Below are 21,934 nucleotides of genomic sequence, written 5' to 3'. Positions count from 1 at the left end.
GCTGGAGCATCGCTCCAGCCTGCTGTTTGTTATATAGATTACAGAGACATACGGTAGATCGCAATGACATCTTCCTTCGTCAGCTTGCGGAAATACCCCCGCGTTCCTTCTCCAGTTACTTTCTCAGCCATCTCTTCGAGTCTGCTGTCATCAATGTCGTAATCAGCCAGACGCGATGGCGCACCGATTGAATTCCAGAATTCGCGAAGCTTAGCAATACCTTCACGGGCAATCTCGATATCGGACTTGCCTGTTTCACTTACATCGAATACGTTCACAGCGAACTGACGGAACCTTTCCACATTATCCTCAAGCACATAGGTCATCCAGTTCGGGAACAGAATCGCTAGACCGCCGCCATGCGGGATATCATACACGGCTGATACGGCATGCTCCATATCATGGTTAGCCCAATCCCCTTGCACACCCATGGATAGGATGCCATTGAGCGCCATTGTCCCGCAATACAATATCGTCTCACGATGCTCCAGATTAGTCAGATCATTCACCAGCTTAGGAGCTGTTGCTACAACTGTACGCATAATGGATTCGGAGAACCCATCTTGCACAGGAGTAGCTGCATCGTGATGGAAATATTGCTCGAATACATGAGACATCATATCAACCATGCCATATACCGTATGATCCTTAGGCGCACTTGCTGTAAAAGCAGCATCCAATACTGAGAATGTAGGATAAGCATATACACTGCCCCACCCATGCTTCTCAAGCGTCTCTTCGTTTGTAATAACCGACCCAGCGTTCATCTCTGAACCCGTTGCGGCAAGTGTAAGTACAGTACCCAGCGGCAAAGCGCCTGTTGCCCCAGCTTTCTTCGCAACAATATCCCAGAAATCACCGTCATACTTCGCTGCAACAGCAATCGCTTTGGCGCAATCGATCGTACTGCCTCCACCAACAGCAAGAACCCAGTCGATGGATTCAGTATGGCATAGCTCAGCTCCGCGTCGCACTGTGGATATTCGAGGATTCGGCTCCACGCCACTCAATTCCGTTATCGTACAGCCCGCTTCTGTAAGCTTGCCAATGACTTGCTCATATAGACCGTTGCGTTTAATACTTCCGCCGCCATATACCAGAAGAACTTTTTGGCCCAATTGTCTTGCTTCTGCTGTCAGCTGATTCAGCTGTCCTTCACCGAAATACAGTCGAGTAGGGTTATAAAATGTAAATGGGATCATTGAAGTTCTCCTCTTTTCCGCTTAAGTTAATAGAAGCGCTTGTCATTTGCTGACAAGCGCCTAATCGATTAATCACATTCTTCTGGTGCTTCGACCGAAGCCGATTCCACATTGATTTTGTCCGATACGGTGTCCCGAACAATTGAAATAACAAGCTGCAATAAATAATTGATATCCGATTGACTCTGCTGGAACTCGCTGACGATAGGGATACCATCCAGCTCATCCTGCAAAACTTCCATTTCAGCTTCTATTTTTTTAACCATTTGCTCATTTTTGAACGTCGTTTCGAACGCTACAAGCTCTTTTTGCTTTTTCTTAATTTGTGCAATCAGCGCTTGAATTCTTGTGTTTCCGTTAATCTGCTGCTCTGCCCGGCGGTAATGCTGCACTTCCTCGGAAGTGAAGATTAACCCTGCCAGCTCCTGTGCTTTCTTCGTAATATCCTCGCGGACGAGTAGATCACGTGTATTGAACGTAGGAATACCGCATCCTCCTGCATGATCGTGGTCATGATCATGGGCATGCGATTGGTTAACTGCGGTTTGCTCTGACATCTATCATCTCTCCTATTGTTTACGTTAGGATACAGCTTCTTGACCGGAATGAATCTCCAGTGGCTCCGCTTTAATATACCACGTTTTGGCTTCTATTACCCGAGCAAGTATAAATTGTCCAATCCATTCCTTCGGTCCATCCAGGTGAACAAGCTTATTCGTACGCGTGCGTCCTGCCAGCACATCCGAATTATTTTTGCTCTCTCCCTCTACCAGCACTTCCACTACATTGCCTATCAGCCGCTCATGACTCTCTCGGCTCATCTCTGCCATAAGGGCGTTCAAGCGCTGCAGACGCTGTTTCTTGACCTGCATCGGCACATTGTCATCCATGCTTGCTGCCGGTGTTCCTTCACGCGGTGAATAAATGAACGTATAAGCTGAATCATACCCTACTTCTCGCACGAGTGAAAGGGTATCCTCGAACTGCTCCTCCGTCTCACCTGGGAAGCCAACAATAATATCCGAGGATAGCATAACATTCGGGATCGCTGATTTAATTTTGCGAACGAGCTCTAAGTACATTTCACGGGAATATTTACGGCTCATCCGCTTCAATACTTCTGTGCTGCCTGATTGGACGGGCAGATGGATATGCTCTACGAGATTGCCGCCTCGTGCAAGCACCTCGATGAGATAATCATCGAAATCACGCGGGTGACTGGTCGTGAAGCGTACGCGCGGAATATCGATTTTGGCCATATCCAGCATCAGATCACCGAAGCGATAATCGATATCCTCGAAGTCCTTCCCATAAGCATTAACGTTCTGGCCCAGCAGCGTAATTTCTTTGAAGCCCTGCCGAGCAAGCTCGCGAACCTCAGCAATGACATCCTCTGGGCGCCTGCTGCGTTCCTTCCCTCGTGTATAGGGTACAATGCAATAGGTACAAAATTTATCACAGCCGTACATAATGTTAACCCACGCGCGCATGCCTTCCCGCTTCTTCGGCATATTCTCAATGATATCGCCCTCTTTGGACCACACCTCAACAACCATTTCTTTGCTGAAGTAAGCATCCTGAAGGAGCATAGGCAGACGATGAATGTTATGCGTGCCGAAGATCATATCTACAAACGCATGCTTCTGGAGTATCCGTCCGACGACCGATTCCTCCTGCGACATACAGCCGCACACGCCGAGCAGTAATCCTGGCTTCTCTTGCTTGAGCATCTTAAGATGACCTAATTCTCCGAATACTTTATCCTCTGCATTCTCCCGAATCGCACAAGTATTGAGCAGGACGACATCTGCTTGCTTCCGATCCTCTGTCGCCGTGTAGCCCATCTGCTCGAACATGCCCTTCATAACCTCGGTATCATGCTCATTCATCTGACAGCCGTAGGTCTGTATTAAATAAAATTTCCCTACTCCGAGCGTCTGAAGCTCTTCGGGTATGGAGAAATCATAATGTACCTCAATATCTTCCTTGCCGCGCTTTTTCTCATCCCTATGGCTCGGAGCAGCATTAATTTGAATATTGCGTCCCTTTAAGCGATAGGTAATTTTGCCATCCTCTTCACTCAGAACCTTTGCATCGCTAAAATCGAAATATTTGGAGTAGTCCTTATCGCCCTTGACGGATTGTAAGTCCACTGAGTTTGGGCTCTCCTTCGTCATTGCCAGATCACTTCTTTCTATATCAAATTAGTGCAATACATAGGTTATTAGTCCATTAGGAAATTATAACATATCCTTTATTGATATATCCATCATAGGAACCAAGGCGAGACTGGTGGATAACTCTATGCAACTAATTGGAAACCTCACACGTTAGAAAGAGAACGATAACAAAATTTAGGAGGTTCGACATGCTCTCTCGATTCAAGCTGATGCTCATTGCCGCAGTTATACTGCTGACAGGCTGTTCTGTCCATACAACTGAAGAGGTACATCTGACAAGTGAACAAGTAGTAGAAGCTATCCAAGCTAACTCGATAGCTATTCAAACGCTAGAATTAGCTGACCCACTCGAGTTGAACAAGCTTCAGCCCTCCACCTATTCGCTGGGTAATCCGGCAGATAGTAGGCTTATGTCTGACCAGCTTTATATTTACGAATATCAGTCCACGGTGGAAAGACAGAGCGGCATGGAGGCCTTTAATGATTTCAAACAGATGGCCAGCTTTGTATTCCTTCCTACTGTCTACGAACAAGAGAATCTGCTAGTTCTTTATTGGCATGATCCTAACCTAGGTACCGATTATGCGGATCAGATCCGCCAGCTCATCACCAAGCTCTAGCGAGCAGCAAAAAGGCTGACAAGGGACTCGTCATTCGAGCCTCTTGCCAGCCTTTGTTTGTTATTGTTATGCAATCAAGCTATTCGATAATCTCTGCGAGATCACCATTTTTGACGCCTGCAGCATTCGCTTCATCCGTATCAATATGCATATCGAGTGCAAAATCAGGTGATACACGCGCAATAACATGCTCGAAGACAACACCACGGTCGCCGCCGTAGCGAACTTTAAGCTCCTGCTTGTCCGCAATGCCCCAGCGCTCTGCATCACTTGTATGGAAGTGAATATGACGTGCAGCAACGATAACGCCCTCTTCAATAACAACCTCGCCTGCTGGACCTTTCAGCGTAATGCCTGCAGAACCGGCAATGTTGCCAGATTCACGGACTGGTGGATTAACGCCTAGCGCGAATGCATCTGTACGAGATACTTCAAGCTGTGTCTGCTTACGTACTGGTCCTAGAATTCTAACCTTCGGGAATGTGCCTTTCGGTCCAACTACTGCTACCGTTTCATTCGCTGCATATTGTCCTGGCTGAGATAAAGGCTTAGCCTCTGTCAGCTCGTAGCCTTCTCCAAATAAAATAACGACATGCTCCTCAGATAAATGAATGTGTCTGGCTGACACACCAACTGGTACTTGTTTTTGTTCCATTTGTTTCTACATCCTCTCGGGTATCCTCTAATCTCATCTACGATGACGCTATAATAAGCATGCAGCTAACGCCGCATGCTTATCATAGCATTTATTTGAATTCAGCTACAAGTTTATCGAACTGTTCTACCGTCATATTCAAGTCCTGTTTAGCCAAAGCTTCCGTTCCGAAGCCTGTAATAAGATCCTCGTAGCTTTTGCGAACTTTATTCTGATAGATGAGGCCGGTTAGCATCCCGCTTGTCTCCATAATTTTATTCATAGCGATGACACGGCTCGATGGATCATAGTCCGGGAACTGCTCCAGATTAACGATATTCTCCTTGAACCACTCGTACGTATTGATCTTGTTAAAGGTGACGCATGGACTGAATACATTAATTAGAGAAAAGCCTTCATGCTTGATGCCCTCTTCAATCAGATGAGTCAGCTGCTTCAGATCACTGGAGAAGGACTGCGCAACGAAGGTTGCTCCTGCTGACATTGCGATCTCCAGCGGTGAGAGGGTCGTTTCAATTGAACCTTCCGGCGTTGATTTGGTTTTGAACCCTTCACTGCTTCGCGGCGAGGTCTGACCCTTCGTCAATCCGTAGATCTGGTTATCCATGACGATATACGTGATATTCAGATTCCGGCGAATCGCATGAACGGTATGCCCCATTCCGATCGCGAAGCCATCACCGTCACCACCGGAAGCAATAACAGTAAGCTCACGGTTAGCAAGCTTGACTCCTTGCGCGATCGGAAGCGCGCGTCCGTGAATACCGTGCAAGCCATACGCATTAATATAGCCGGAGATTCGTCCTGAGCAGCCGATTCCTGATATAACGGCAAGCTCCTCCGGCTCCAATCCTACATTCGCAGAAGCTCTCTGTATAGCTGCCTGAATGGAGAAGTCACCACAGCCTGGGCACCAGTTAGGCTTGACATTATTTCTGAACTCTTTAAAAGTAGCCATCTCTATTCAGCTCCTTAAGGCTTTACGCCAGCTAAATCCGACGTTGCAGCAAGTCCCTTGCAAGCTTGATACACTTCTGATGGAAGGAACGGGTTGCCATCATATTTAAGAAGGCTGCGGATTTTGTCCGCACAGCCGACATTCATTTTAATTTGTCCAGCTAGCTGCCCCGTCGCATTGTTCTCCATCACGATCACTTGGGCAGCAGCCTTCAAGTAAGGAAGCAGCTGCTCTGAAGGAAATGGATGAATTTGTCGAATCGTAACATGGTTAACCTTCAACCCATCTTCTGCAAGTCTTGCTCTGGCTTGCTCTATTGTACCGCCTGTAGACCCCATGCCGATCACAAGCAGATCCGGCGTATCGTGAGGCGCATCTACCCGAAGGGCATCACGAACTTGAAGGCTGCTTAGCTTGTTCAATCGCTTATCCATCATTCGCTGACGGTTAACCGCGTTCTCCGATGGACGTCCCGTTTCATCATGCTCTACACCAGTTACGTGGTGTATTCCATTCTTGGAGCCAGGAAGAATACGTGGAGATATGCCATCGTTCGTAAGCTCATAACGCTTGAACAATTGATTGGCTTCTAGCTCTGCCCCTTCTCTCACGAGCTTACCGCGATTCAGTTGAATTTTATTATAATCGAACGGTGCGCAGGATTGCTTGCCAAGTGACAATTGAAGATCCGTCATGACGATGACTGGCACTTGATACTGCTCAGCCAGATTGAAAGCCTCAATCATATCATAAAAGCAATCTTCAATGGATGCCGGAGCTATAACAATCTTCGGAATTTCTCCATGCGTGCCATAGATCATCGCATTCAAGTCCGATTGCTCTTGCTTCGTTGGGAGACCGGTCGAGGGACCTCCACGCTGAGTGTTCACGATGACAAGCGGCTGTTCTGTTATTCCAGCGAGCCCTATAGCCTCCATCATTAACGAAAGGCCAGGTCCTGCCGAAGCCGTCATAGTGCGTACACCAGCATAATTCGCTCCGATAGCCATCGTCACTGCTGCGATCTCGTCTTCTGTTTGTATGACTGTACCGCCGAACTCTGGAAGCTTCTTAATCAAATACTCCATTATCTCGGAAGCTGGTGTAATGGGATAGGCAGACATCAGACGACAGCCTGCTGCTAATGAACCTAGACCAATAGCTTCATTCCCGATCATGAACAGCTTCTGCTCACCATCTGCCTCATCAAGCTTAAATTCATCCAGCGGTCCGCCTGCTTGCTCGAGCACGAACTCTGCACCACGCTTAACCGCTTCGATATTCTTACCGACGATAGCGGCACCCTTACGTCCGAATTCCTCTTCAACCGCCTTATTGAACACTTCGAGCGGCAGTCCGAGCAATGCCCAAGAAGCGCCTGATGCCACCATATTTTTCATCAATGAGGTTCCCAGCTCTTCCGCCATAGCGGTAATCGGCACAGCGAAGAGACGGGCATCTACGCCGTCTGGTATGACGGGCTTAAATTTAGCATCGGCTACTACAACACCGCCAGGGCGAAGCTCAGTGGCATTCAAATCAATGCTCTCTTGATCAAAGGCTACAAGGATATCCAAATCATCGGAGATTGCCCGAATGGGATGCGTACTGATGCGAATTTTATTATTCGTGTGGCCGCCTTTTATACGTGATGAGAAATGACGATACCCATATAAATAATACCCAAGCCGATTAAGCGCCGTTGAGAAAATACGGTCCGTACTTTCGACACCTTCACCTTGTTGTCCCCCGATCTTCCAAGACAATTGACTAATCAAAATGCCCATCTCCTCTATTTTGATGGATAAGTCATATCTATAGGCAAGATAACTTCTAACAACTATCATTACTGTTATTGCTTATCAGTCACACCAAGTGTAAAGGGGAGCTCAACAAAATACAAGATGTAAACGCTTAAAAAACGCATAGTGTTTTTCGCTGAAACTCATAACTTATATAGATTAAATGCGCTTCCTTCTTAATCTGGCAGATGAAGCGCAAGAAAGGACAGTGTATTCCCAGCTAAGAATTGCTCGGTCTGCGCCTCGGAATAGTGCTTCTGAAGAGCCTCACGCAGCAAATAGACTTCTCCTGGATGCGTCAGCTTCTCTACATACGTATCAATTCCGTCAAAATCCGAGCCGAACATCAAATGCTTCTCTCCTCCAAGCTCACATACATGCTCAACATGGCGCAGCACATCATCAATAACAACCTTGCCGCCTTGAGCGACAAAATAAGGAACAAAGGTGATGCCTATTAACCCTTGCAGGGCAATAATCGCTTTGATCTGATCATCTGTCAGGTTCCGGGGATGGTCTAACACGGATCTGGCATTGGAATGGGATGCAATAATGGTTCTAGTGGCTAGGTCAGCCGTATCCCAGAATGCCCGCTCCGATAAATGAGACACGTCTACGAGAATTCCCATCCGGTCACATTCCTGCACAAGCTCCTTCCCCTTCGCCGTCAGACCCCCTCCACGAGCCTCCATAACACCGTCTGCGGCCCAATTGGCGTTATTCCATGTTATACCCGCGGCGCGAACCCCAAGCTGGTAGAGCACCCGCATTAGCGACAGATTGCCCTGCAAGCCATCGACCCCTTCAATTGAGAGCATCGCACCGATTTTGTCAGAGGTCAGACACTCGCTTAGATCTGCTTTGGATTTCACAATCATCATATCCGGACAGGTGAGCACATGTTCATGAAAGCGATCAATACTTTCTAGAATCGGCTCGATCCGACCATTCATACTCTCCGGTATATAGATAGCAAAAGTCTGGAGTATGGTTCCTGCCTGCTTCATACGCTCATAGGTTACATCCAGCTTGTCAGCCGTTGCAGGCTCACGGAATGTTAAGCTTCGATTCAACAGAAGCTTGCATAAGGCATCACAATGAAAATCAGTTATTCCAACACGCATCACTCGTTCACCTCTAAAGGGATAGTTGTTCTATGTATGGCAGACAGTGGAACAAAGCAAAAAACCTGTCTACTTCGTAAACAGGTTCAACAACTCAGGCAGACTTCCCGCGAATAAGCCCTACTCGCTATGGTCTACCTGGGTTCAACAATAAGTTTTATTGCCGTACGATCTTCTCCATCAATTACGATATCTGTAAAAGCCGGTATGCATATCAGATCCACTCCGCTAGGAGCAACGAATCCGCGTGCGATCGCTACCGCTTTTACCGCTTGATTTAGTGCACCCGCCCCGATGGCTTGCAATTCAGCGGCGCCGCGCTCACGCAAAACTCCGGCCAGCGCACCTGCAACGGAATTTGGATTGGACTTTGCTGAAACTTTTAATACTTCCATAAAAAAGTACCTCCTCGGGAATAGATGGATGGATTCCACTATTAAATAGTATTCGAGAGAGGTTAAATAATTCCTGCTTTTATTGTCTGAGTTTGCAAACTGTTCTGAATTGACTAAATCTTTCGAAGATTCAAAGAGTTACATCAATAACCATTCGTCTTCGGTAAGACGGATTTTTTGGAACTTGACCGCTTGACCAGTTGCATCATCAATCTGTACGGATACCGCATGCAGATGCCATGCACCCTCATCTACTACGAATCTAGTTGGCAGCTGTGTCATGAACTTGTGAAGAACCGCAGTACGCTCCATCCCTAGTACGCCATCCTTCGGCCCACACATGCCTACATCTGTTAGATAAGCGGTACCGCCAGGCAGAATCGTGTCATCATTCGTCTGTACATGCGTATGTGTACCTACTACGATGGAGGCATAGCCCGCCAGATGCCAGCCCATTGCGATTTTCTCTGAAGTTGCTTCGGCATGAAAATCAACGAGAATATTATTCGTCTTCTCTTTGGCCGCTTCGATCAACTCTTCCGCTTTGCGGAATGGGCAGTCAATTGGCGGTAGGAAGGTTCTGCCCTGCAGATTAATGATCGCTAGCTGCTTCCCATTCGCTTTAATAAAAGCCATTCCTTGACCAGGTGTGCCCTCCGTGTAATTGGCTGGTCTAACGATTCTTGGTTCATCATCTATCCATTCAAATATATCCTTATTGTCCCAAGTATGATTACCCATCGTAATCCCATGAATGCCCCATTCGAAAAATTCTTTCGCTATGGTTGAAGTTATTCCACGTCCCGCTGCAGCATTCTCGCCATTCGCAATTATGATATGCGGATTATATTTACTCTTAAGTGCAGGCAGTACACGCTTGACTGCATTGCGGCCGACACTGCCTACGATATCACCTATAAATAATACATTCATGAATAATTCCACACTTCCTTTTACCCTTGCAGACGGGAAAAGTGGCTGACAAGCAGCCACTTTTCTATCGTTGCCTATTTAATTAAGCTGTTACTTCGCATATTCAACTGCTCGAGTCTCACGAATAACCGTAACTTTAATATGCCCCGGATAATCGAGTTCACTCTCGATTTTCTTCGTAATATCTCTTGCAAGTCTGAATGCTTCTGTATCATCAATCTTCTCCGGCTGTACCATTACGCGTACTTCACGACCGGCTTGGATTGCATAGGATTTCTCAACACCTTCAAACGATTCTGAAATATCTTCCAGTTTCTCAAGTCGTTTGATATAGGTTTCGAGCGTTTCACGACGAGCGCCTGGACGGGCAGCTGATAGTGCATCTGCAGCTCCGACAAGCATCGCGATAACGGATGTTGCTTCAACATCACCGTGGTGAGAAGCGATACTGTTGATAACAACAGGATGCTCCTTATACTTCTTAGCCAGTTCAACGCCGATCTCAACATGTGAACCTTCAACCTCATGGTCAAGGGCTTTGCCGATATCATGCAGCAATCCCGCTCGCTTAGCCAGTGTAATATCCTCACCAAGCTCTGCTGCCATCAAGCCAGTCAAGTAAGCGACCTCCATGGAGTGCTTCAGAACGTTCTGTCCATAACTTGTCCGGTACTTGAGTCTTCCTAATATTTTGATCAAGTCAGGATGCAAGCCGTGAACGCCAACTTCGAAAGTAGCTTGCTCACCGTATTCACGGATACGCTCATCGACTTCCTTACGGGACTTCTCAACCATCTCTTCAATGCGAGCAGGATGAATCCGTCCATCAGCGACAAGCTTCTCAAGGGAAGTACGAGCAATTTCACGTCTAATTGGGTCGAAGCCGGACAGGATGACCGCTTCCGGTGTATCGTCGATAATGAGATCGATACCGGTCAATGTTTCCAAAGCACGGATATTACGACCTTCGCGTCCGATAATGCGGCCTTTCATTTCTTCGTTAGGCAAGGTTACGACTGAAACAGTCGTTTCCGCCACGTGATCAGCCGCACAACGTTGGATAGCAAGTGATATAATATTACGCGCTTTCTTGTCGGCTTCTTCTTTTGCTTGCTGCTCAATCTCTTTAATCATTTGTGCCGTTTCGTGGCGAACTTCTTGCTCCACATTCGACAAAATAATAGATTTCGCGTCTTCCATCGTTAAGCTTGAAATTCGTTCAAGCTCGCTAAGCTGCTGCTTATAGATGGAATCGATTTGTTCTTGTGTATCATCGATCCGTTTCTCTTTGCTAGCCACTAATTCTTCTTTGCGTTCTAGCGCTTCTAACTTTTTATCCAGCGACTCCTCTTTTTGGAGCAAACGTCTTTCTTGACGCTGTGATTCATTACGCCGCTCACGAATGTCTCTCTCAGCTTCCGTACGGAGTTTGTGGACTTCGTCTTTTGCTTCGAGTACCGTTTCCTTCTTCTGCGCTTCCGCTTCCTTCTTCGCATTTTCTACGATTTGTACAGCAGCTTGCTCAGCACTTGAAATTTTGGCCTCGGCAATCGACTTTCGAATTAAATAACCAATCACAAAGAAACTAATGCCAACAAAGAGACAGATCAAGATCCAAATCCATTCGGACATCTTGTTCACCTCCTTGTTGCATACACCAAGCTACTTACTTGGGATGATATTTGGTTTTCAACCGGTTTTCATACCGTTTCATTCTTACAATTTGACGAAAATAATCGTTTCAAATCAACTTTTGGAAGGAAAATTGATCTGAAATAGAAAGAATACAAATTCATTTTATCTTTTGGTAAAATCAATTGTCAAGCAAAAGCCTATCTTCATCTTCTGCTTCATCCATTTCTTCATCTTCCATAACCGATTTCACGGCTGCTTTTATGACATCTCCTGGAAATCCTCTGCGCATAAGAAACGCGATAAGCTTGCGTCTTCGATCTGCGGTCTCACCTTTGAGTGATCGCCACTTCTTCGCTGCTGCGTGCTGTGCCGCAAGTAATTCATCATCAGGGTCAATAGCAGCGGTAGCCTCCGCCGCCGCTATCTTAGACACGCCTCGCTGCTGAAGCTCCTGCTTAATCCAGCGGCTGCCTTTCTGTCCACTTCTGACTCGCTGCTTCGTGAATTGCCTAGCATATTCATCATCATCCACAAGATGCTCGGATTCTAAACGTTCCAGTGCATAAGAAATATGCTCCTCTGCGAATTCCTTGCGCCTCAAATATTGTTTAATCTGTTGACTAGTCTGCGCTTTATAGCTTAAATAGACGATGGCGAGTGTATACGCCCGATATCTCTCATCCTCACCACTAATTTCGGCGATTGCAGCCTCACTTATCATTTGGCCTTTCAACAGACGATGACGGATAAGCAGATCCTCATGTACTGTTAAGATAGGGTCACCGTCATCGGTATAAATATGATAGCGGTGTCGATCCTTATTATCTTGCTCAACCGCTTTTATTTCCAGCATCATCGCTTCTACCCGCTCCGTTCATCAACAATCGCTTATATAAACATACGCCGCCCCTAAGAGGGACGGCGTATGTTCGTTAACCTGTACTCTTATTCCGCTTCTTCGAACTCATCGTCTTCTTCATCCTGTGAGAAAGACTCCACTGGTGTAGCCGAGGCAGACAAATTGCTTGCATCACGAATTTGCTTCTCAATTACAGCGGCAATATCCTTATGATCCTTCAAGAACTGCTTGGCGTTCTCACGGCCTTGGCCTAGGCGCTCTCCGTTGTAGGAGAACCAAGCGCCACTCTTCTGAACGATATCCATATCTGTACCAATGTCGACAAGGCTGCCTTCTCTGGAAATGCCTTCGCCATACATAATATCAATCTCTGCTTGTTTGAATGGAGGAGCTACTTTGTTCTTAACGACTTTAATACGGGTCCGGTTACCTACCATATCATTACCTTGCTTGATCGTCTCAATCCGACGCACTTCAAGACGTACGCTGGAGTAGAATTTCAGAGCACGGCCGCCTGGCGTTGTCTCCGGGTTACCGAACATGACGCCAACCTTCTCACGCAATTGGTTAATGAAGATCGCAATTGTCTTCGACTTGCTAATCGCACCTGAGAGCTTCCGTAGGGCTTGAGACATAAGACGTGCTTGCAAGCCTACATGGGAATCACCCATATCCCCTTCAATCTCTGCTCTAGGCACTAGTGCTGCTACAGAGTCAATAACGACGATATCAACAGCACCACTGCGGACAAGTGCTTCAGCAATCTCTAGTGCTTGCTCGCCTGTATCAGGCTGAGACAGCAGCAATTCATCAATGTTGACGCCCAGCTTGCTGGCATACAGTGGATCCAGCGCATGCTCGGCATCAATGAAAGCTGCTTGTCCACCTGCACGTTGTACTTCTGCAATAGCATGGAGAGCAACCGTTGTTTTACCAGAGGACTCCGGTCCGTACACTTCAATAACGCGTCCTCTTGGCAATCCGCCTATTCCTAATGCAATATCTAAAGCAAGCGAACCGCTAGGCACGGTCTCTACTTGCATGTGTGTCGATTCTCCTAGTTTCATGATGGAGCCCTTACCAAATTGTTTCTCGATTTGACGTAAAGCCATCTCTAATGCTGCGCGACGGTCTGACAATCAACTCACATCCTTTTCATTTATAATGTAATGATACCTTTTTTCTGACTGGTTGCCAAGCCTTTTTTCGAACATACATTCGTCTTTTTTTCTTTCTTCTCTTCATTGAACAAAAAAAACCGCAGCAAAGTAATCTTCGCCACGGTTCTTCCGTCAATTAATGTCTATTATAGACAGATTTGCTCGAAAAGACAACCTTATTTTTCACATCACGCTATGCTTCATTGTTCAGAGCCAGCCATAGCCGATACAAGGCAGCTTTGACGGCATACGTGCGAATCATAATGCGGCTCCCACGTAATTCCGCTTTATATACAGCAGTAGGCTTGCCTCTCTCGGCAATGGCATAATACACAAGACCAGGCGGCTTCCCTTCCGAGCTTGCCGGACCGGCTACGCCTGTCAATGAAACACCGAAGTCGCTGTCAGACAGCTCCATAATCCGCTCCGCCATCATCGCGGCAGTAGATTCACTAATCGCCCCCGGAGCATCTTCACCTTCTAGCTGTGACATCGGTATGCCAAGCAGCTTGTGCTTCATCTCATTGGTATACGTAACGACTCCGCCTGTATATTCTCCACTGCTTCCAGGAACGTTTGTAATCAATTCAGCGAACAAGCCGCCACTACAACTTTCTGCACTAGCCAGCTTGCGTCTAGTAAGCCGCAGGAGCGTTACAACCGCTTCCTCGAGGGTAATGTCCTGCTGTGCATACAAATACTCCCCAACACGCTGCTTAATTTCCTCAACCGTTTTATCTATTTTAAGGAAAGCCTCTTCTTCAGATGCACCTTTAGTTGAGACGCGGATCGCAACCTCTCCTTCTTTGGCATAAGGAGCAATAGTAGGGTCGCTCTGTACTTCAATTAAGTCCAGCAGCTTCGCTTCCAGGTTGGATTCACCGATACCAGCGAATTTAAGCAATCTGGAATATAGCGGCTGCTCATCACCAAGCGCAGCACGAATCCATGCAAGCCCTGGACCTGTAAGCATTGGCTTCATCTCACGGGGAGGTCCGGGAAGCAGTACATAGTGGGTCCCATCGACTGTAAGAGCGTTGCCCACAGCAAGGCCCGCAGTGTTATCCAGTGGTGTGCTGTCTTCCAGCATTAGCGCTTGCCGCCTATTGCTCTCTACCATGTGGATGCCTCGTGAGCTGAATAGATTCTCTATTTGATCCATAGAGGGCTGATGCATAATAAGCTGACGATTCAAATAAGCGGCCAGCACATCTTTGGTCAAATCATCCTGCGTAGGACCAAGACCTCCTGTAAAGACGAGTAGATCCGCACGGCTTCTTGCGATTTCAATCGCTCTGCGGATGCGATCAGGATTATCTCCGACTACAGTCTGGAAGTATACGTCTACACCGATTAGTGCCAGCTCCTGCGAGAGAAATTGGGCATTCGTATTCACGATTTGGCCAAGCAGCAGCTCTGTTCCAACTGCGATAATTTCCGCTTTCATGTAGAACCCTCCAATGCAAATGTAAAGTATGTATGGTAAGCAAAAGCACCTTTCCATGGTCGGAAAGATGCCTTTGCTTAACCCGCTTATTATTGAACGGGAATGAGATGTTTATTTTTAACAAAGTAGTCTACCCCAGAGTAGATTGTAATGAGTACTGCTGCCCAGCTCGAAATAACATCGAACGGAAAATCGAGGAAATTGAATGGGAAATTGTTCAGCAGCAATGAAATAATCATTGTGATCTGAATCGCTGTCTTCCATTTCCCCCAATTGCTAGCTGCCATTACACTGCCCTCTAGCAGAGCAATCTGCCTCAGGCCTGTCACTGCGAACTCTCGGCTAATAATGACAATCGCCATCCATGCAGCCAGCTTATCCATTTGGACTAGCGAGATTAGCACAGCCGCTACTAACAGCTTGTCAGCAAGCGGATCAAGCAATTTGCCAAGGTTCGTGACGATCTTGTTCTTACGAGCAATATAGCCATCAAGACCGTCCGTACTTGCTGCCACAATAAATATGAGTGCCGCGATAATCTGGTTGTATGTAATGTAGTAATCGCCAAACTCAATAGGCTCTACATTAATGTTGACTAACAGAAATACCATAATTATCGGGACTAATATAATTCTGACAATCGTGATTTTGTTGGCCAGGTTCATTTGATTCCCTCCCTGGTCCATTGCTTCTCTTGTACTCGTTCTGTCATCTGTATGTCCCCCAGATCGTATCCATAAATCCATCTGTAACAGTATAATACAAGCCCATACTTGTGTCAAAATGAGGTAATGGAAGATAGACAATAAGGAATACTTTAAGTGTATGCCTAACGGTAATTCGTGAATTGAAGCTCAACCTTAAGGTCGGCTCCCCGAAGAAGCGCCATAACAGCTTGCAGATCATCACGGCTTTTGCCTGTTACCCGAATCTGATCGCCCTGTATCTGACTCTTCACCTTCAGCTTAGAGTCGCGAATCAGAATGTTGATCTTCTTGGAGTGCTCCTGATCAATCCCCTGTCTAAGCTTAATACGCTGACGAACGGTATGTGCCGACGCAGACTCTATTTTGCCATAATCAAGGTTTTTGATGGGGACGCCACGCTTCATCATTTTGGATTGCAGAATATCAATTACACTGTTTAATTTGAATTCATCATCGGAGATGATAACGAGCTCTTCCTTCTCAAGAGCAATACTGCTCTTGCTTCCTTTGAAGTCAAATCTCGTCTCTATCTCCCGCTCCGCCTGCTGAATCGCATTGTTAAGCTCTTGCATATCTACCTTGGATACAATATCAAATGCACTTTCAGACATAATTACGATACACTCCTAACATTAATAATTACCTCGAATTCGCTCCCCTATTGATTAGCCGGTGTAGGCGTAAGAGTAGGAGTCGAGATTGGTGTTTCAGTAGCTGAGTCTCCTGCAATAGGATTCAGCTGGATTTTTTTGGAGCCAGCTCTATCACCATCCGGCACGGCAACGCCATCCACCGAAATAGTAATTAAATCCGCACGTCCAACGTTAATATACAACGGTTGATCCAGATCATAGGAAAGAACCGTTCCGTCCACCACATTCTCAGATAACAAAGCTTTCCCCTCGAAGCTTCCTGTCCGGACTTCCGTCCAGCTTGTGCCCCCAGTTACCTTGATCTCCAGCTTATGAAGGCTGCCTGCAGGTCCAATATCATAATGATCGACCTTGCCTTTTTTCGTTGCAAAAGTGACTGTCGCTGTCTCTTGAACAGGCTCAGGTGTTGGGGTTGCGCTTGGCGTTGTTCCTCCAGTCGATCCTGTTGCTGCTGGATCATTCGTAGCAACTGGCGGAGGTGACGCTTGATCCGTAATTTTAGTGTTATCAGTTTCTTTCGGATCACTATTCGGTTTGCTAACGAAAAACACCCATACGACTACAACGATCAGAATGAGAAACGACCACATCATCACATTGAAGCCTAGCTTGCTCATTCTCTCGGATGATTGCGACTGCACACGTCGTGGAGGCCTCGCGGTTACTGGCTCTACAATCTGATCTGTGACTGACGCAGGGACTTCATGCTGATATAAGCGAAGGACTTCGTCCGGATCAAGTCCAACGGCTTCACAATAATTTTTAACGAAAGCTCTCAAATAAAACGTGCCTGGCAGAACGCTGTGGTCTCCGCTCTCAATGGCTTCCAGATAGCGTTTGCGGATTTTGGTTATTTCTTGTACATCTTCAAGCGATAAGCCATGCTCTTCCCTTGCTTTACGAAGCAATGCTCCCAAATCAGACATGTGCTTGTCTCCTCTCCATTAGAAATCGTCCGTATAGTTTGCCGTGAATGATTCGTATGATATTTCCTCATCAGGTGTGTTACGCAGTTCAATGATGATGTCAAAATGGCTGTAATCATACTGAGATTCCTTAATAAAAATATCCGGGTGCTCAATGACTTTGGTCGATTTCATTGCCATAATTTCCTGCAGCAGTGAATAATGCTTCTCATTGGAACGAATCGTGCTAACGATACCATCAATGATAAAAATGTTGTTCTCGTTCATTTCTTCCTCTGACAGCTGGCTTCTTACTGTCTGACGAAGCAGCGTTGAAGACACAAAGGTCCACCGCTTGTTCGAGCACACACTGCCAGCGATAATCGATTCTGTCTTCCCTACTCGCGGCATTCCACGTAAACCTATAACCTGATTGCCCTCACGTTTAAACACCTCACCAAGAAAATCAACCAATATACCTAGCTCATCCCTAGTGAATCGGAAGGTTTTGCGATCATCGGAATCACGTTCGATATATCTGCCATGTCTAACCGCTAGTATATCTACAATTGTAGGTGTGCGAAGCTTGTTAACAGTGATGTTATCCACCTTTTGCAGCATTTTTCCAAGCAGAACAATTTTCTCTTCGTCATCGGTCTGCAGCAGCATACCGCGTGTCCGGTCTTCTACACCGTTAATCGTCATGATATTCACTTCAAGCATACCTAGCAAGGAAGCGATATCACCAAGTAATCCAGGTCTGTTCTTATGTATTTTGTACTCCATGTACCACTGCTTTGATTCCATTCCTGCCACCGTCCCAAGCCTTTTGATGTCTACAATACGCAATGAATCCTGTCAGCCCATCTATAAAAGCTTATTCTACAATTTTCGTCACAATCCTGCAACCTCTTTGGGAACATTGCAGAAAAGCCTCCTGTCGGGAGGCTTTTCTGCAATGCTTTTCATACCTGTTGCTGATTAGGAATGCTGTACAAGCTTGACCATTAATCCGGCCATCGCCTGTCTTTCGGATTCATCTCCGACATCCCACAATTCCTTGAGCACTCGCTCCTGCTCATTTTTGGGATCAACTTTTTCATCGAGGAAAGAGCCAATCTCATAAGCAAGCTTCGAGATGGTATCTTCAGGCATTCCCATTTTCTTCGCGTGCTCTACTCGATCCGCCAAGAAATGCTTCCATGTTTCAAAATTAGATAGGACGGTTGACATGTCTCTTCGCCTCCTGATTGTGTGAAGAATAATCAACAGTCGTTATTCTGTGTCAAACCCGATCCTTTTATTCCGGTATGCTTTTCCTGTTACTGGACTAAGTATGCCACCCTCCGTTGGGGCTGATGACTTGACCGGTTATGTAAGATGATTCCGGTAATGCTAAGAAATATACGAGCGACGCAACCTCATCCGGCTGACCGAAGCGTCCTAGCGGAATTTCTTGTGCTAACGCCGCTTTCTCCTCTTCGTCGAAGCCGTTCATCATCATCGTATCTACAGCGCCTGGAGCAACAGCATTAACTGTAACACCAGATGGAGCAAGCTCCTTGGCCAGCGCTTTGGTAAAAGCGTTCATGCCGCCCTTCGTCGTTGAATACAATACCTCGCAGGATGCACCTGACATCCCCCATATCGAGGACACATTAATAATGCGCCCGAATCGGTTCGCAATCATATGCGGCATGAACAGCTGACTGCACAGGAACATGCCTTTTAAATTAACAGCCATGACATCATCCCACTCTTGCTCAGTTACATCCATAAGCATGCCATAATGGGAGATCCCGCCGTTGTTAACTAGAATATCTGGAAGCATGTTATGGGCCTCCAGCTTCTCACGCATACGAATTAACTGCTCACGTGAACGCAAATCCGCTGTAATCGTTAGAACATTAGCTCCCAGACGCATACAGGCGCGGGCCGTTGTATTAGCAGCCTCATGAGACTCCAAATAATGAATGACGATATTAACTCCTTCTGCAGCAAAGCGCTGCGCAATCGCAGCGCCGATACCACGGCTTCCCCCTGTAATTAATACCGTCATTTGCTTCAGAGTTTTCATGCTGTTGCTGTTGGCTTCTCAACGATGGAGACAGCAAGCTGCGTATAATCAAAATGCTCCCTCAGCCGTTCATTGACCTGTTCGAGTGTACAGCTTTCATATAGCGGAAGAACGTCGAACATATCACTGTCGCGGAACCGATAGCGGGTGAAATCACCAGCAATTGCTTCTGGGGAGTTAAGCATACGCAAGTAACCACCGATTTTTTTGCGTTTGGAGCGCTCGAAGGCTGCTGGCTCAATCCCTGTACGCAGCGCTTCTTCAATAGCCGTCTTCACCCTTGCCAATAGTTCATCTGGATTAGGAGTGTCACCGCCCATAACAGAGAACGCATAATCTGTGCTTGAATTAAATTCTTGTCCGAACGAATCGGAAATTAAATTTTCTTCATATAAATCTTGATACAGCGCGGAGCTTGCCCCGAACAAAGAATCAAGCATAAGCTTGGTAGTTACTTCCTGCTTGAGCAGCTGCTCCGGCGTGAGTCCAACCTTCTTCTCCTTGAACCCGAACATCACTTTAGGAAGTGATACGGGCAGCTGTGTTACCTTGCGCGGAATTTTCACAGCAGTTGGCTCCTGCTCGAAGTATCTGCTTATTTCCCCTTGCGGTTCGAAGTTTTTACGCGCTTGGTTAGCTCTTACCAGCTCGAACACCTCTTCAGCCTTCACTCCCCCGACGACAAAGAGCAGCATATTGGACGGATGATAGAAGGTTTCGTAACAGCGGTATAGCGTTTCTTTGTCGATCTGATAGATGGATTCGACAGTCCCCGCAATGTCGATGTGAATGGGATGGTTATGATACATCGCATCTATTAAGCCAAAGTATACACGCCAGTCCGCGTTATCCTTGTACATATTGATCTCCTGCTCGATAATGCCTTTTTCCTTCTCCACATTAGCATCTGTGAAATAAGGATTCTGCACAAAGTCAATCAGCGTCTCTAGATTAGCCGGTATTTGCTCCGTAGCCGAGAATAGGTACACAGTACGATCGAAGCTCGTGAAGGCATTAGCGGATGCTCCTTGGGATGCAAACGTAGCAAATATATCGCCTGTCGGCTCCTCGAACATTTTGTGCTCTAGAAAATGAGCAATACCATCCGGTACTTTGACGATTGGTTCATTGCCAACTGCAAACCGATTATCTACAGATCCATATTTGGTAGCGAAGGTAGCGTACGTCTTCTGGAAGCCTTCCTTCGGTAAGACAATGACCTCCAGACCGTTATCCATCACTTCGCGATACAGCGTCTCCTGCACACCCTTGTATTCGAGCTTTTGCATGACGGTTAAGCCTCCTTCCGGTCACGTAAATAATAAATCGTATCGAGCTGTACCTGCTTCGCCACCCGAACAATATCCTCAGTCGTCACAGCTAATATCTGATCGAGCAGCTGTTGTGCACTTCTTTCTTTTCCAGACAATACGGTATTGAAGTCATATGCAATCATTTCGTAAGCTGAATCCTGCAGCTCACGCAGGTGATTAGCAATCATCGCTTTGGTCTGACTCATCTCAAGCTCAGACAGCTGCCCTTGCTTCATACTTTCAAGCTGCTCTTTAATAATCGTAACCGCACGCTCGTAATTAGCAATTTCAATGCCTGATTGAATGGTACAAATGCCTTTATGTCCGTCTAGGCGAGATGCCGCATAATACGCGAGACTTTCTTTTTCACGTACATTAAGGAAAAGCTTGGAATGCGGATAGCCGCCCAGAATTCCGTTATACATTAAGGATGCGGCGTAATCGTCTTCACCATAGCCGACACCTGTCCATAGACCCAGATTCAGCTTGCCTTGGCTTACATCCATGCGATCAACAATCGTCTTGACTTCTGCGACTGAATGTTTAATAGAAGGGACAGAGTAAGCGGATGGCGTACCCTCTGACTGTTGGAAGGACTTCTTAACTAATTCTGTCACTTCCTCAAGTGAGGTATCTCCTACAACATATAGATCGAACGCAGCTTCACTTAGCCATTGCTGATATTGACGGTACAACGATTCTGAAGTAATTCCTTCTATATCCTCCAGCTTGCCAAGTGGATGAAGCCTGTAAGGGTCATCCGCACACATCTCTTCCAGGCAGCGTTCGGCTGCATAACGGATCTTATCATTAACGATGGACTCCAAGCGTTTGGTCAGCGTTGATTTCTCCGCATCAACATATTTCTGTTTGAAGACACCGTCCTCGGTATGTGGATCCGTTACTACTTCTCCCAATAGCTGAAGTGAAGCTCCTAACAAAGGCGTATCAGAAGAAACGAATTGATCGTTGATCACATCCATACGGAACTGTACGATCTGGGAATCACCGCGTTTATATACATCAAAGCCGAAGCCGGCACCATACAAATCATCGAGCCGCTCGCGAAAAGCTTTTGTTTCTGGTGTAGAGGCTGTACCACGGCGCAGTACAAACGGGATTAATGCCGTTTCAGTCACAGTGGATTCATGAAGCCTTATTCCTGAGAATAAAGATATGGCGAACGTTTTGAAACGTTTCGTTGGCAGTACGTGAAGCCTGATTCGCCCAAGCTGCCCTCTCTCAAATAATGTCACTGACGTTTGCTCCTCCCAAGTAAATTGGCTGCATGCTCATAACCCTGAGTCCT

At 46.5% G+C, this 21,934-nt stretch carries 23 protein-coding genes; 1 reads left to right on the top strand and 22 read right to left on the bottom strand.

The genetic code is table 11. From position 1 onward, the window contains the following. Window positions 1-38: 38 nt before the first annotated feature. The 3 genes from AC6ESP_RS04775 to miaB all read right to left on the bottom strand — a co-directional run bounded on the left by AC6ESP_RS04775 (window position 39) and on the right by miaB (window position 3,379). Window positions 39-1,202 carry an iron-containing alcohol dehydrogenase gene (locus tag AC6ESP_RS04775; protein WP_497095537.1) on the bottom strand — a complete coding sequence of 388 codons (1,164 nt, stop codon included), beginning with the start codon at window positions 1,200-1,202 and terminating at the stop codon, window positions 39-41. Window positions 1,203-1,270: 68 nt separating this feature from the next. Then, complete coding sequence (locus tag AC6ESP_RS04770) at window positions 1,271-1,759, bottom strand: YlbF/YmcA family competence regulator (protein WP_497095536.1); 489 nt, start codon at window positions 1,757-1,759, stop codon at window positions 1,271-1,273. A 24-nt stretch (window positions 1,760-1,783) separates the two neighbouring features. Then, window positions 1,784-3,379, bottom strand: coding sequence for a tRNA (N6-isopentenyl adenosine(37)-C2)-methylthiotransferase MiaB (gene miaB, locus AC6ESP_RS04765; protein WP_497095535.1), 1,596 nt, complete (start codon window positions 3,377-3,379; stop codon window positions 1,784-1,786). Between the two features lie 191 nt (window positions 3,380-3,570). Here miaB and AC6ESP_RS04760 point away from each other — a divergent pair, with 191 nt between their 5' ends. Next, the gene (locus AC6ESP_RS04760) at window positions 3,571-4,002 is read left to right on the top strand and encodes a hypothetical protein (RefSeq protein WP_497095534.1); all 432 of its coding nucleotides are present in this window, start codon (window positions 3,571-3,573) and stop codon (window positions 4,000-4,002) included. Window positions 4,003-4,081: 79 nt separating this feature from the next. On the opposite strand, the gene pduL is transcribed toward AC6ESP_RS04760, so the two are convergent. The 19 genes from pduL to yfmF form a co-directional block, all read right to left on the bottom strand. Next, the gene (gene pduL, locus AC6ESP_RS04755) at window positions 4,082-4,657 is read right to left on the bottom strand and encodes a phosphate propanoyltransferase (protein WP_497095533.1); all 576 of its coding nucleotides are present in this window, start codon (window positions 4,655-4,657) and stop codon (window positions 4,082-4,084) included. 91 nt (window positions 4,658-4,748) lie between these two features. Further along, on the bottom strand, window positions 4,749-5,615 hold the full coding sequence (locus AC6ESP_RS04750; RefSeq protein ID WP_497095532.1) for a 2-oxoacid:ferredoxin oxidoreductase subunit beta: 867 nt from the start codon (window positions 5,613-5,615) through the stop codon (window positions 4,749-4,751). Between the two features lie 14 nt (window positions 5,616-5,629). Then, window positions 5,630-7,393, bottom strand: a complete 1,764-nt coding sequence (locus AC6ESP_RS04745; RefSeq protein ID WP_497095531.1) for a 2-oxoacid:acceptor oxidoreductase subunit alpha — start codon at window positions 7,391-7,393, stop codon at window positions 5,630-5,632. A 200-nt stretch (window positions 7,394-7,593) separates the two neighbouring features. Further along, complete coding sequence (locus AC6ESP_RS04740; protein WP_497095530.1) at window positions 7,594-8,541, bottom strand: dipeptidase; 948 nt, start codon at window positions 8,539-8,541, stop codon at window positions 7,594-7,596. Between the two features lie 134 nt (window positions 8,542-8,675). Beyond that, window positions 8,676-8,936, bottom strand: coding sequence for a stage V sporulation protein SpoVS (spoVS, locus tag AC6ESP_RS04735; protein WP_027084382.1), 261 nt, complete (start codon window positions 8,934-8,936; stop codon window positions 8,676-8,678). A 138-nt stretch (window positions 8,937-9,074) separates the two neighbouring features. Continuing rightward, window positions 9,075-9,869, bottom strand: coding sequence for a TIGR00282 family metallophosphoesterase (locus AC6ESP_RS04730; RefSeq protein ID WP_497095529.1), 795 nt, complete (start codon window positions 9,867-9,869; stop codon window positions 9,075-9,077). 90 nt (window positions 9,870-9,959) lie between these two features. Then, window positions 9,960-11,501 (bottom strand): ribonuclease Y, encoded by a 1,542-nt coding sequence (gene rny, locus AC6ESP_RS04725; protein WP_497095528.1) that lies wholly within the window; start codon window positions 11,499-11,501, stop codon window positions 9,960-9,962. Window positions 11,502-11,682: 181 nt separating this feature from the next. Next, complete coding sequence (locus AC6ESP_RS04720) at window positions 11,683-12,360, bottom strand: RecX family transcriptional regulator (protein ID WP_497095527.1); 678 nt, start codon at window positions 12,358-12,360, stop codon at window positions 11,683-11,685. A gap of 89 nt (window positions 12,361-12,449) precedes the next feature. Further along, on the bottom strand, window positions 12,450-13,502 hold the full coding sequence (gene recA / locus AC6ESP_RS04715) for a recombinase RecA (RefSeq protein ID WP_497095526.1): 1,053 nt from the start codon (window positions 13,500-13,502) through the stop codon (window positions 12,450-12,452). 20 nt (window positions 13,503-13,522) lie between these two features. Continuing rightward, window positions 13,523-13,645: a hypothetical protein gene (locus AC6ESP_RS04710; RefSeq protein ID WP_497095525.1), complete on the bottom strand. Its 123-nt coding sequence runs from the start codon at window positions 13,643-13,645 to the stop codon at window positions 13,523-13,525. 71 nt (window positions 13,646-13,716) lie between these two features. Further along, the gene (locus AC6ESP_RS04705) at window positions 13,717-14,970 is read right to left on the bottom strand and encodes a competence/damage-inducible protein A (protein WP_497095524.1); all 1,254 of its coding nucleotides are present in this window, start codon (window positions 14,968-14,970) and stop codon (window positions 13,717-13,719) included. 89 nt (window positions 14,971-15,059) lie between these two features. Further along, window positions 15,060-15,635 carry a CDP-diacylglycerol--glycerol-3-phosphate 3-phosphatidyltransferase gene (gene pgsA / locus AC6ESP_RS04700; RefSeq protein WP_497095523.1) on the bottom strand — a complete coding sequence of 192 codons (576 nt, stop codon included), beginning with the start codon at window positions 15,633-15,635 and terminating at the stop codon, window positions 15,060-15,062. Between the two features lie 164 nt (window positions 15,636-15,799). Further along, on the bottom strand, window positions 15,800-16,291 hold the full coding sequence (locus AC6ESP_RS04695) for a YajQ family cyclic di-GMP-binding protein (protein WP_497095627.1): 492 nt from the start codon (window positions 16,289-16,291) through the stop codon (window positions 15,800-15,802). 44 nt (window positions 16,292-16,335) lie between these two features. After that, window positions 16,336-17,256 (bottom strand): RodZ domain-containing protein, encoded by a 921-nt coding sequence (locus AC6ESP_RS04690; protein WP_497095522.1) that lies wholly within the window; start codon window positions 17,254-17,256, stop codon window positions 16,336-16,338. Window positions 17,257-17,274: 18 nt separating this feature from the next. Beyond that, window positions 17,275-18,042, bottom strand: coding sequence for a DUF3388 domain-containing protein (locus tag AC6ESP_RS04685; RefSeq protein WP_497095521.1), 768 nt, complete (start codon window positions 18,040-18,042; stop codon window positions 17,275-17,277). Window positions 18,043-18,216: 174 nt separating this feature from the next. Then, window positions 18,217-18,468, bottom strand: a complete 252-nt coding sequence (locus tag AC6ESP_RS04680; RefSeq protein WP_497095520.1) for a DUF3243 domain-containing protein — start codon at window positions 18,466-18,468, stop codon at window positions 18,217-18,219. A 97-nt stretch (window positions 18,469-18,565) separates the two neighbouring features. After that, window positions 18,566-19,312 carry an elongation factor P 5-aminopentanone reductase gene (gene ymfI / locus AC6ESP_RS04675; protein ID WP_497095519.1) on the bottom strand — a complete coding sequence of 249 codons (747 nt, stop codon included), beginning with the start codon at window positions 19,310-19,312 and terminating at the stop codon, window positions 18,566-18,568. Further along, window positions 19,309-20,601 (bottom strand): EF-P 5-aminopentanol modification-associated protein YfmH, encoded by a 1,293-nt coding sequence (gene yfmH, locus AC6ESP_RS04670; RefSeq protein WP_497095518.1) that lies wholly within the window; start codon window positions 20,599-20,601, stop codon window positions 19,309-19,311. Before yfmH ends, ymfI begins: the two co-directional genes overlap by 4 nt. 5 nt (window positions 20,602-20,606) lie before the next feature. Next, window positions 20,607-21,881 carry an EF-P 5-aminopentanol modification-associated protein YfmF gene (gene yfmF, locus AC6ESP_RS04665; RefSeq protein ID WP_497095517.1) on the bottom strand — a complete coding sequence of 425 codons (1,275 nt, stop codon included), beginning with the start codon at window positions 21,879-21,881 and terminating at the stop codon, window positions 20,607-20,609. Between the last annotated feature and the right edge of the window lie 53 nt (window positions 21,882-21,934).

The sequence above is a fragment of the Paenibacillus xinjiangensis genome, assembly GCF_059686975.1.
Note: the sequence above shows the minus strand (reverse complement) of the source record. Positions and strands in the feature narration are given on the sequence as shown.

Excerpts from the sequence above, each read along its gene's own strand:
- AC6ESP_RS04775 (WP_497095537.1), bottom strand. The coding sequence starts at position 1,202 with ATGATCCCATTTACATTTTATAACCCTACTCGACTGTATTTCGGTGAA.
- AC6ESP_RS04770 (WP_497095536.1), bottom strand. The coding sequence starts at position 1,759 with ATGTCAGAGCAAACCGCAGTTAACCAATCGCATGCCCATGATCATGAC.
- miaB (WP_497095535.1), bottom strand. The coding sequence starts at position 3,379 with ATGACGAAGGAGAGCCCAAACTCAGTGGACTTACAATCCGTCAAGGGC.
- AC6ESP_RS04760 (WP_497095534.1), top strand. The coding sequence starts at position 3,571 with ATGCTCTCTCGATTCAAGCTGATGCTCATTGCCGCAGTTATACTGCTG.
- pduL (WP_497095533.1), bottom strand. The coding sequence starts at position 4,657 with ATGGAACAAAAACAAGTACCAGTTGGTGTGTCAGCCAGACACATTCAT.
- AC6ESP_RS04750 (WP_497095532.1), bottom strand. The coding sequence starts at position 5,615 with ATGGCTACTTTTAAAGAGTTCAGAAATAATGTCAAGCCTAACTGGTGC.
- AC6ESP_RS04740 (WP_497095530.1), bottom strand. The coding sequence starts at position 8,541 with ATGCGTGTTGGAATAACTGATTTTCATTGTGATGCCTTATGCAAGCTT.
- spoVS (WP_027084382.1), bottom strand. The coding sequence starts at position 8,936 with ATGGAAGTATTAAAAGTTTCAGCAAAGTCCAATCCAAATTCCGTTGCA.
- AC6ESP_RS04730 (WP_497095529.1), bottom strand. The coding sequence starts at position 9,869 with ATGAATGTATTATTTATAGGTGATATCGTAGGCAGTGTCGGCCGCAAT.
- rny (WP_497095528.1), bottom strand. The coding sequence starts at position 11,501 with ATGTCCGAATGGATTTGGATCTTGATCTGTCTCTTTGTTGGCATTAGT.
- AC6ESP_RS04720 (WP_497095527.1), bottom strand. The coding sequence starts at position 12,360 with ATGATGCTGGAAATAAAAGCGGTTGAGCAAGATAATAAGGATCGACAC.
- AC6ESP_RS04705 (WP_497095524.1), bottom strand. The coding sequence starts at position 14,970 with ATGAAAGCGGAAATTATCGCAGTTGGAACAGAGCTGCTGCTTGGCCAA.
- pgsA (WP_497095523.1), bottom strand. The coding sequence starts at position 15,635 with ATGAACCTGGCCAACAAAATCACGATTGTCAGAATTATATTAGTCCCG.
- AC6ESP_RS04690 (WP_497095522.1), bottom strand. The coding sequence starts at position 17,256 with ATGTCTGATTTGGGAGCATTGCTTCGTAAAGCAAGGGAAGAGCATGGC.
- AC6ESP_RS04685 (WP_497095521.1), bottom strand. The coding sequence starts at position 18,042 with ATGGAATCAAAGCAGTGGTACATGGAGTACAAAATACATAAGAACAGA.
- AC6ESP_RS04680 (WP_497095520.1), bottom strand. The coding sequence starts at position 18,468 with ATGTCAACCGTCCTATCTAATTTTGAAACATGGAAGCATTTCTTGGCG.
- ymfI (WP_497095519.1), bottom strand. The coding sequence starts at position 19,312 with ATGAAAACTCTGAAGCAAATGACGGTATTAATTACAGGGGGAAGCCGT.
- yfmH (WP_497095518.1), bottom strand. The coding sequence starts at position 20,601 with ATGCAAAAGCTCGAATACAAGGGTGTGCAGGAGACGCTGTATCGCGAA.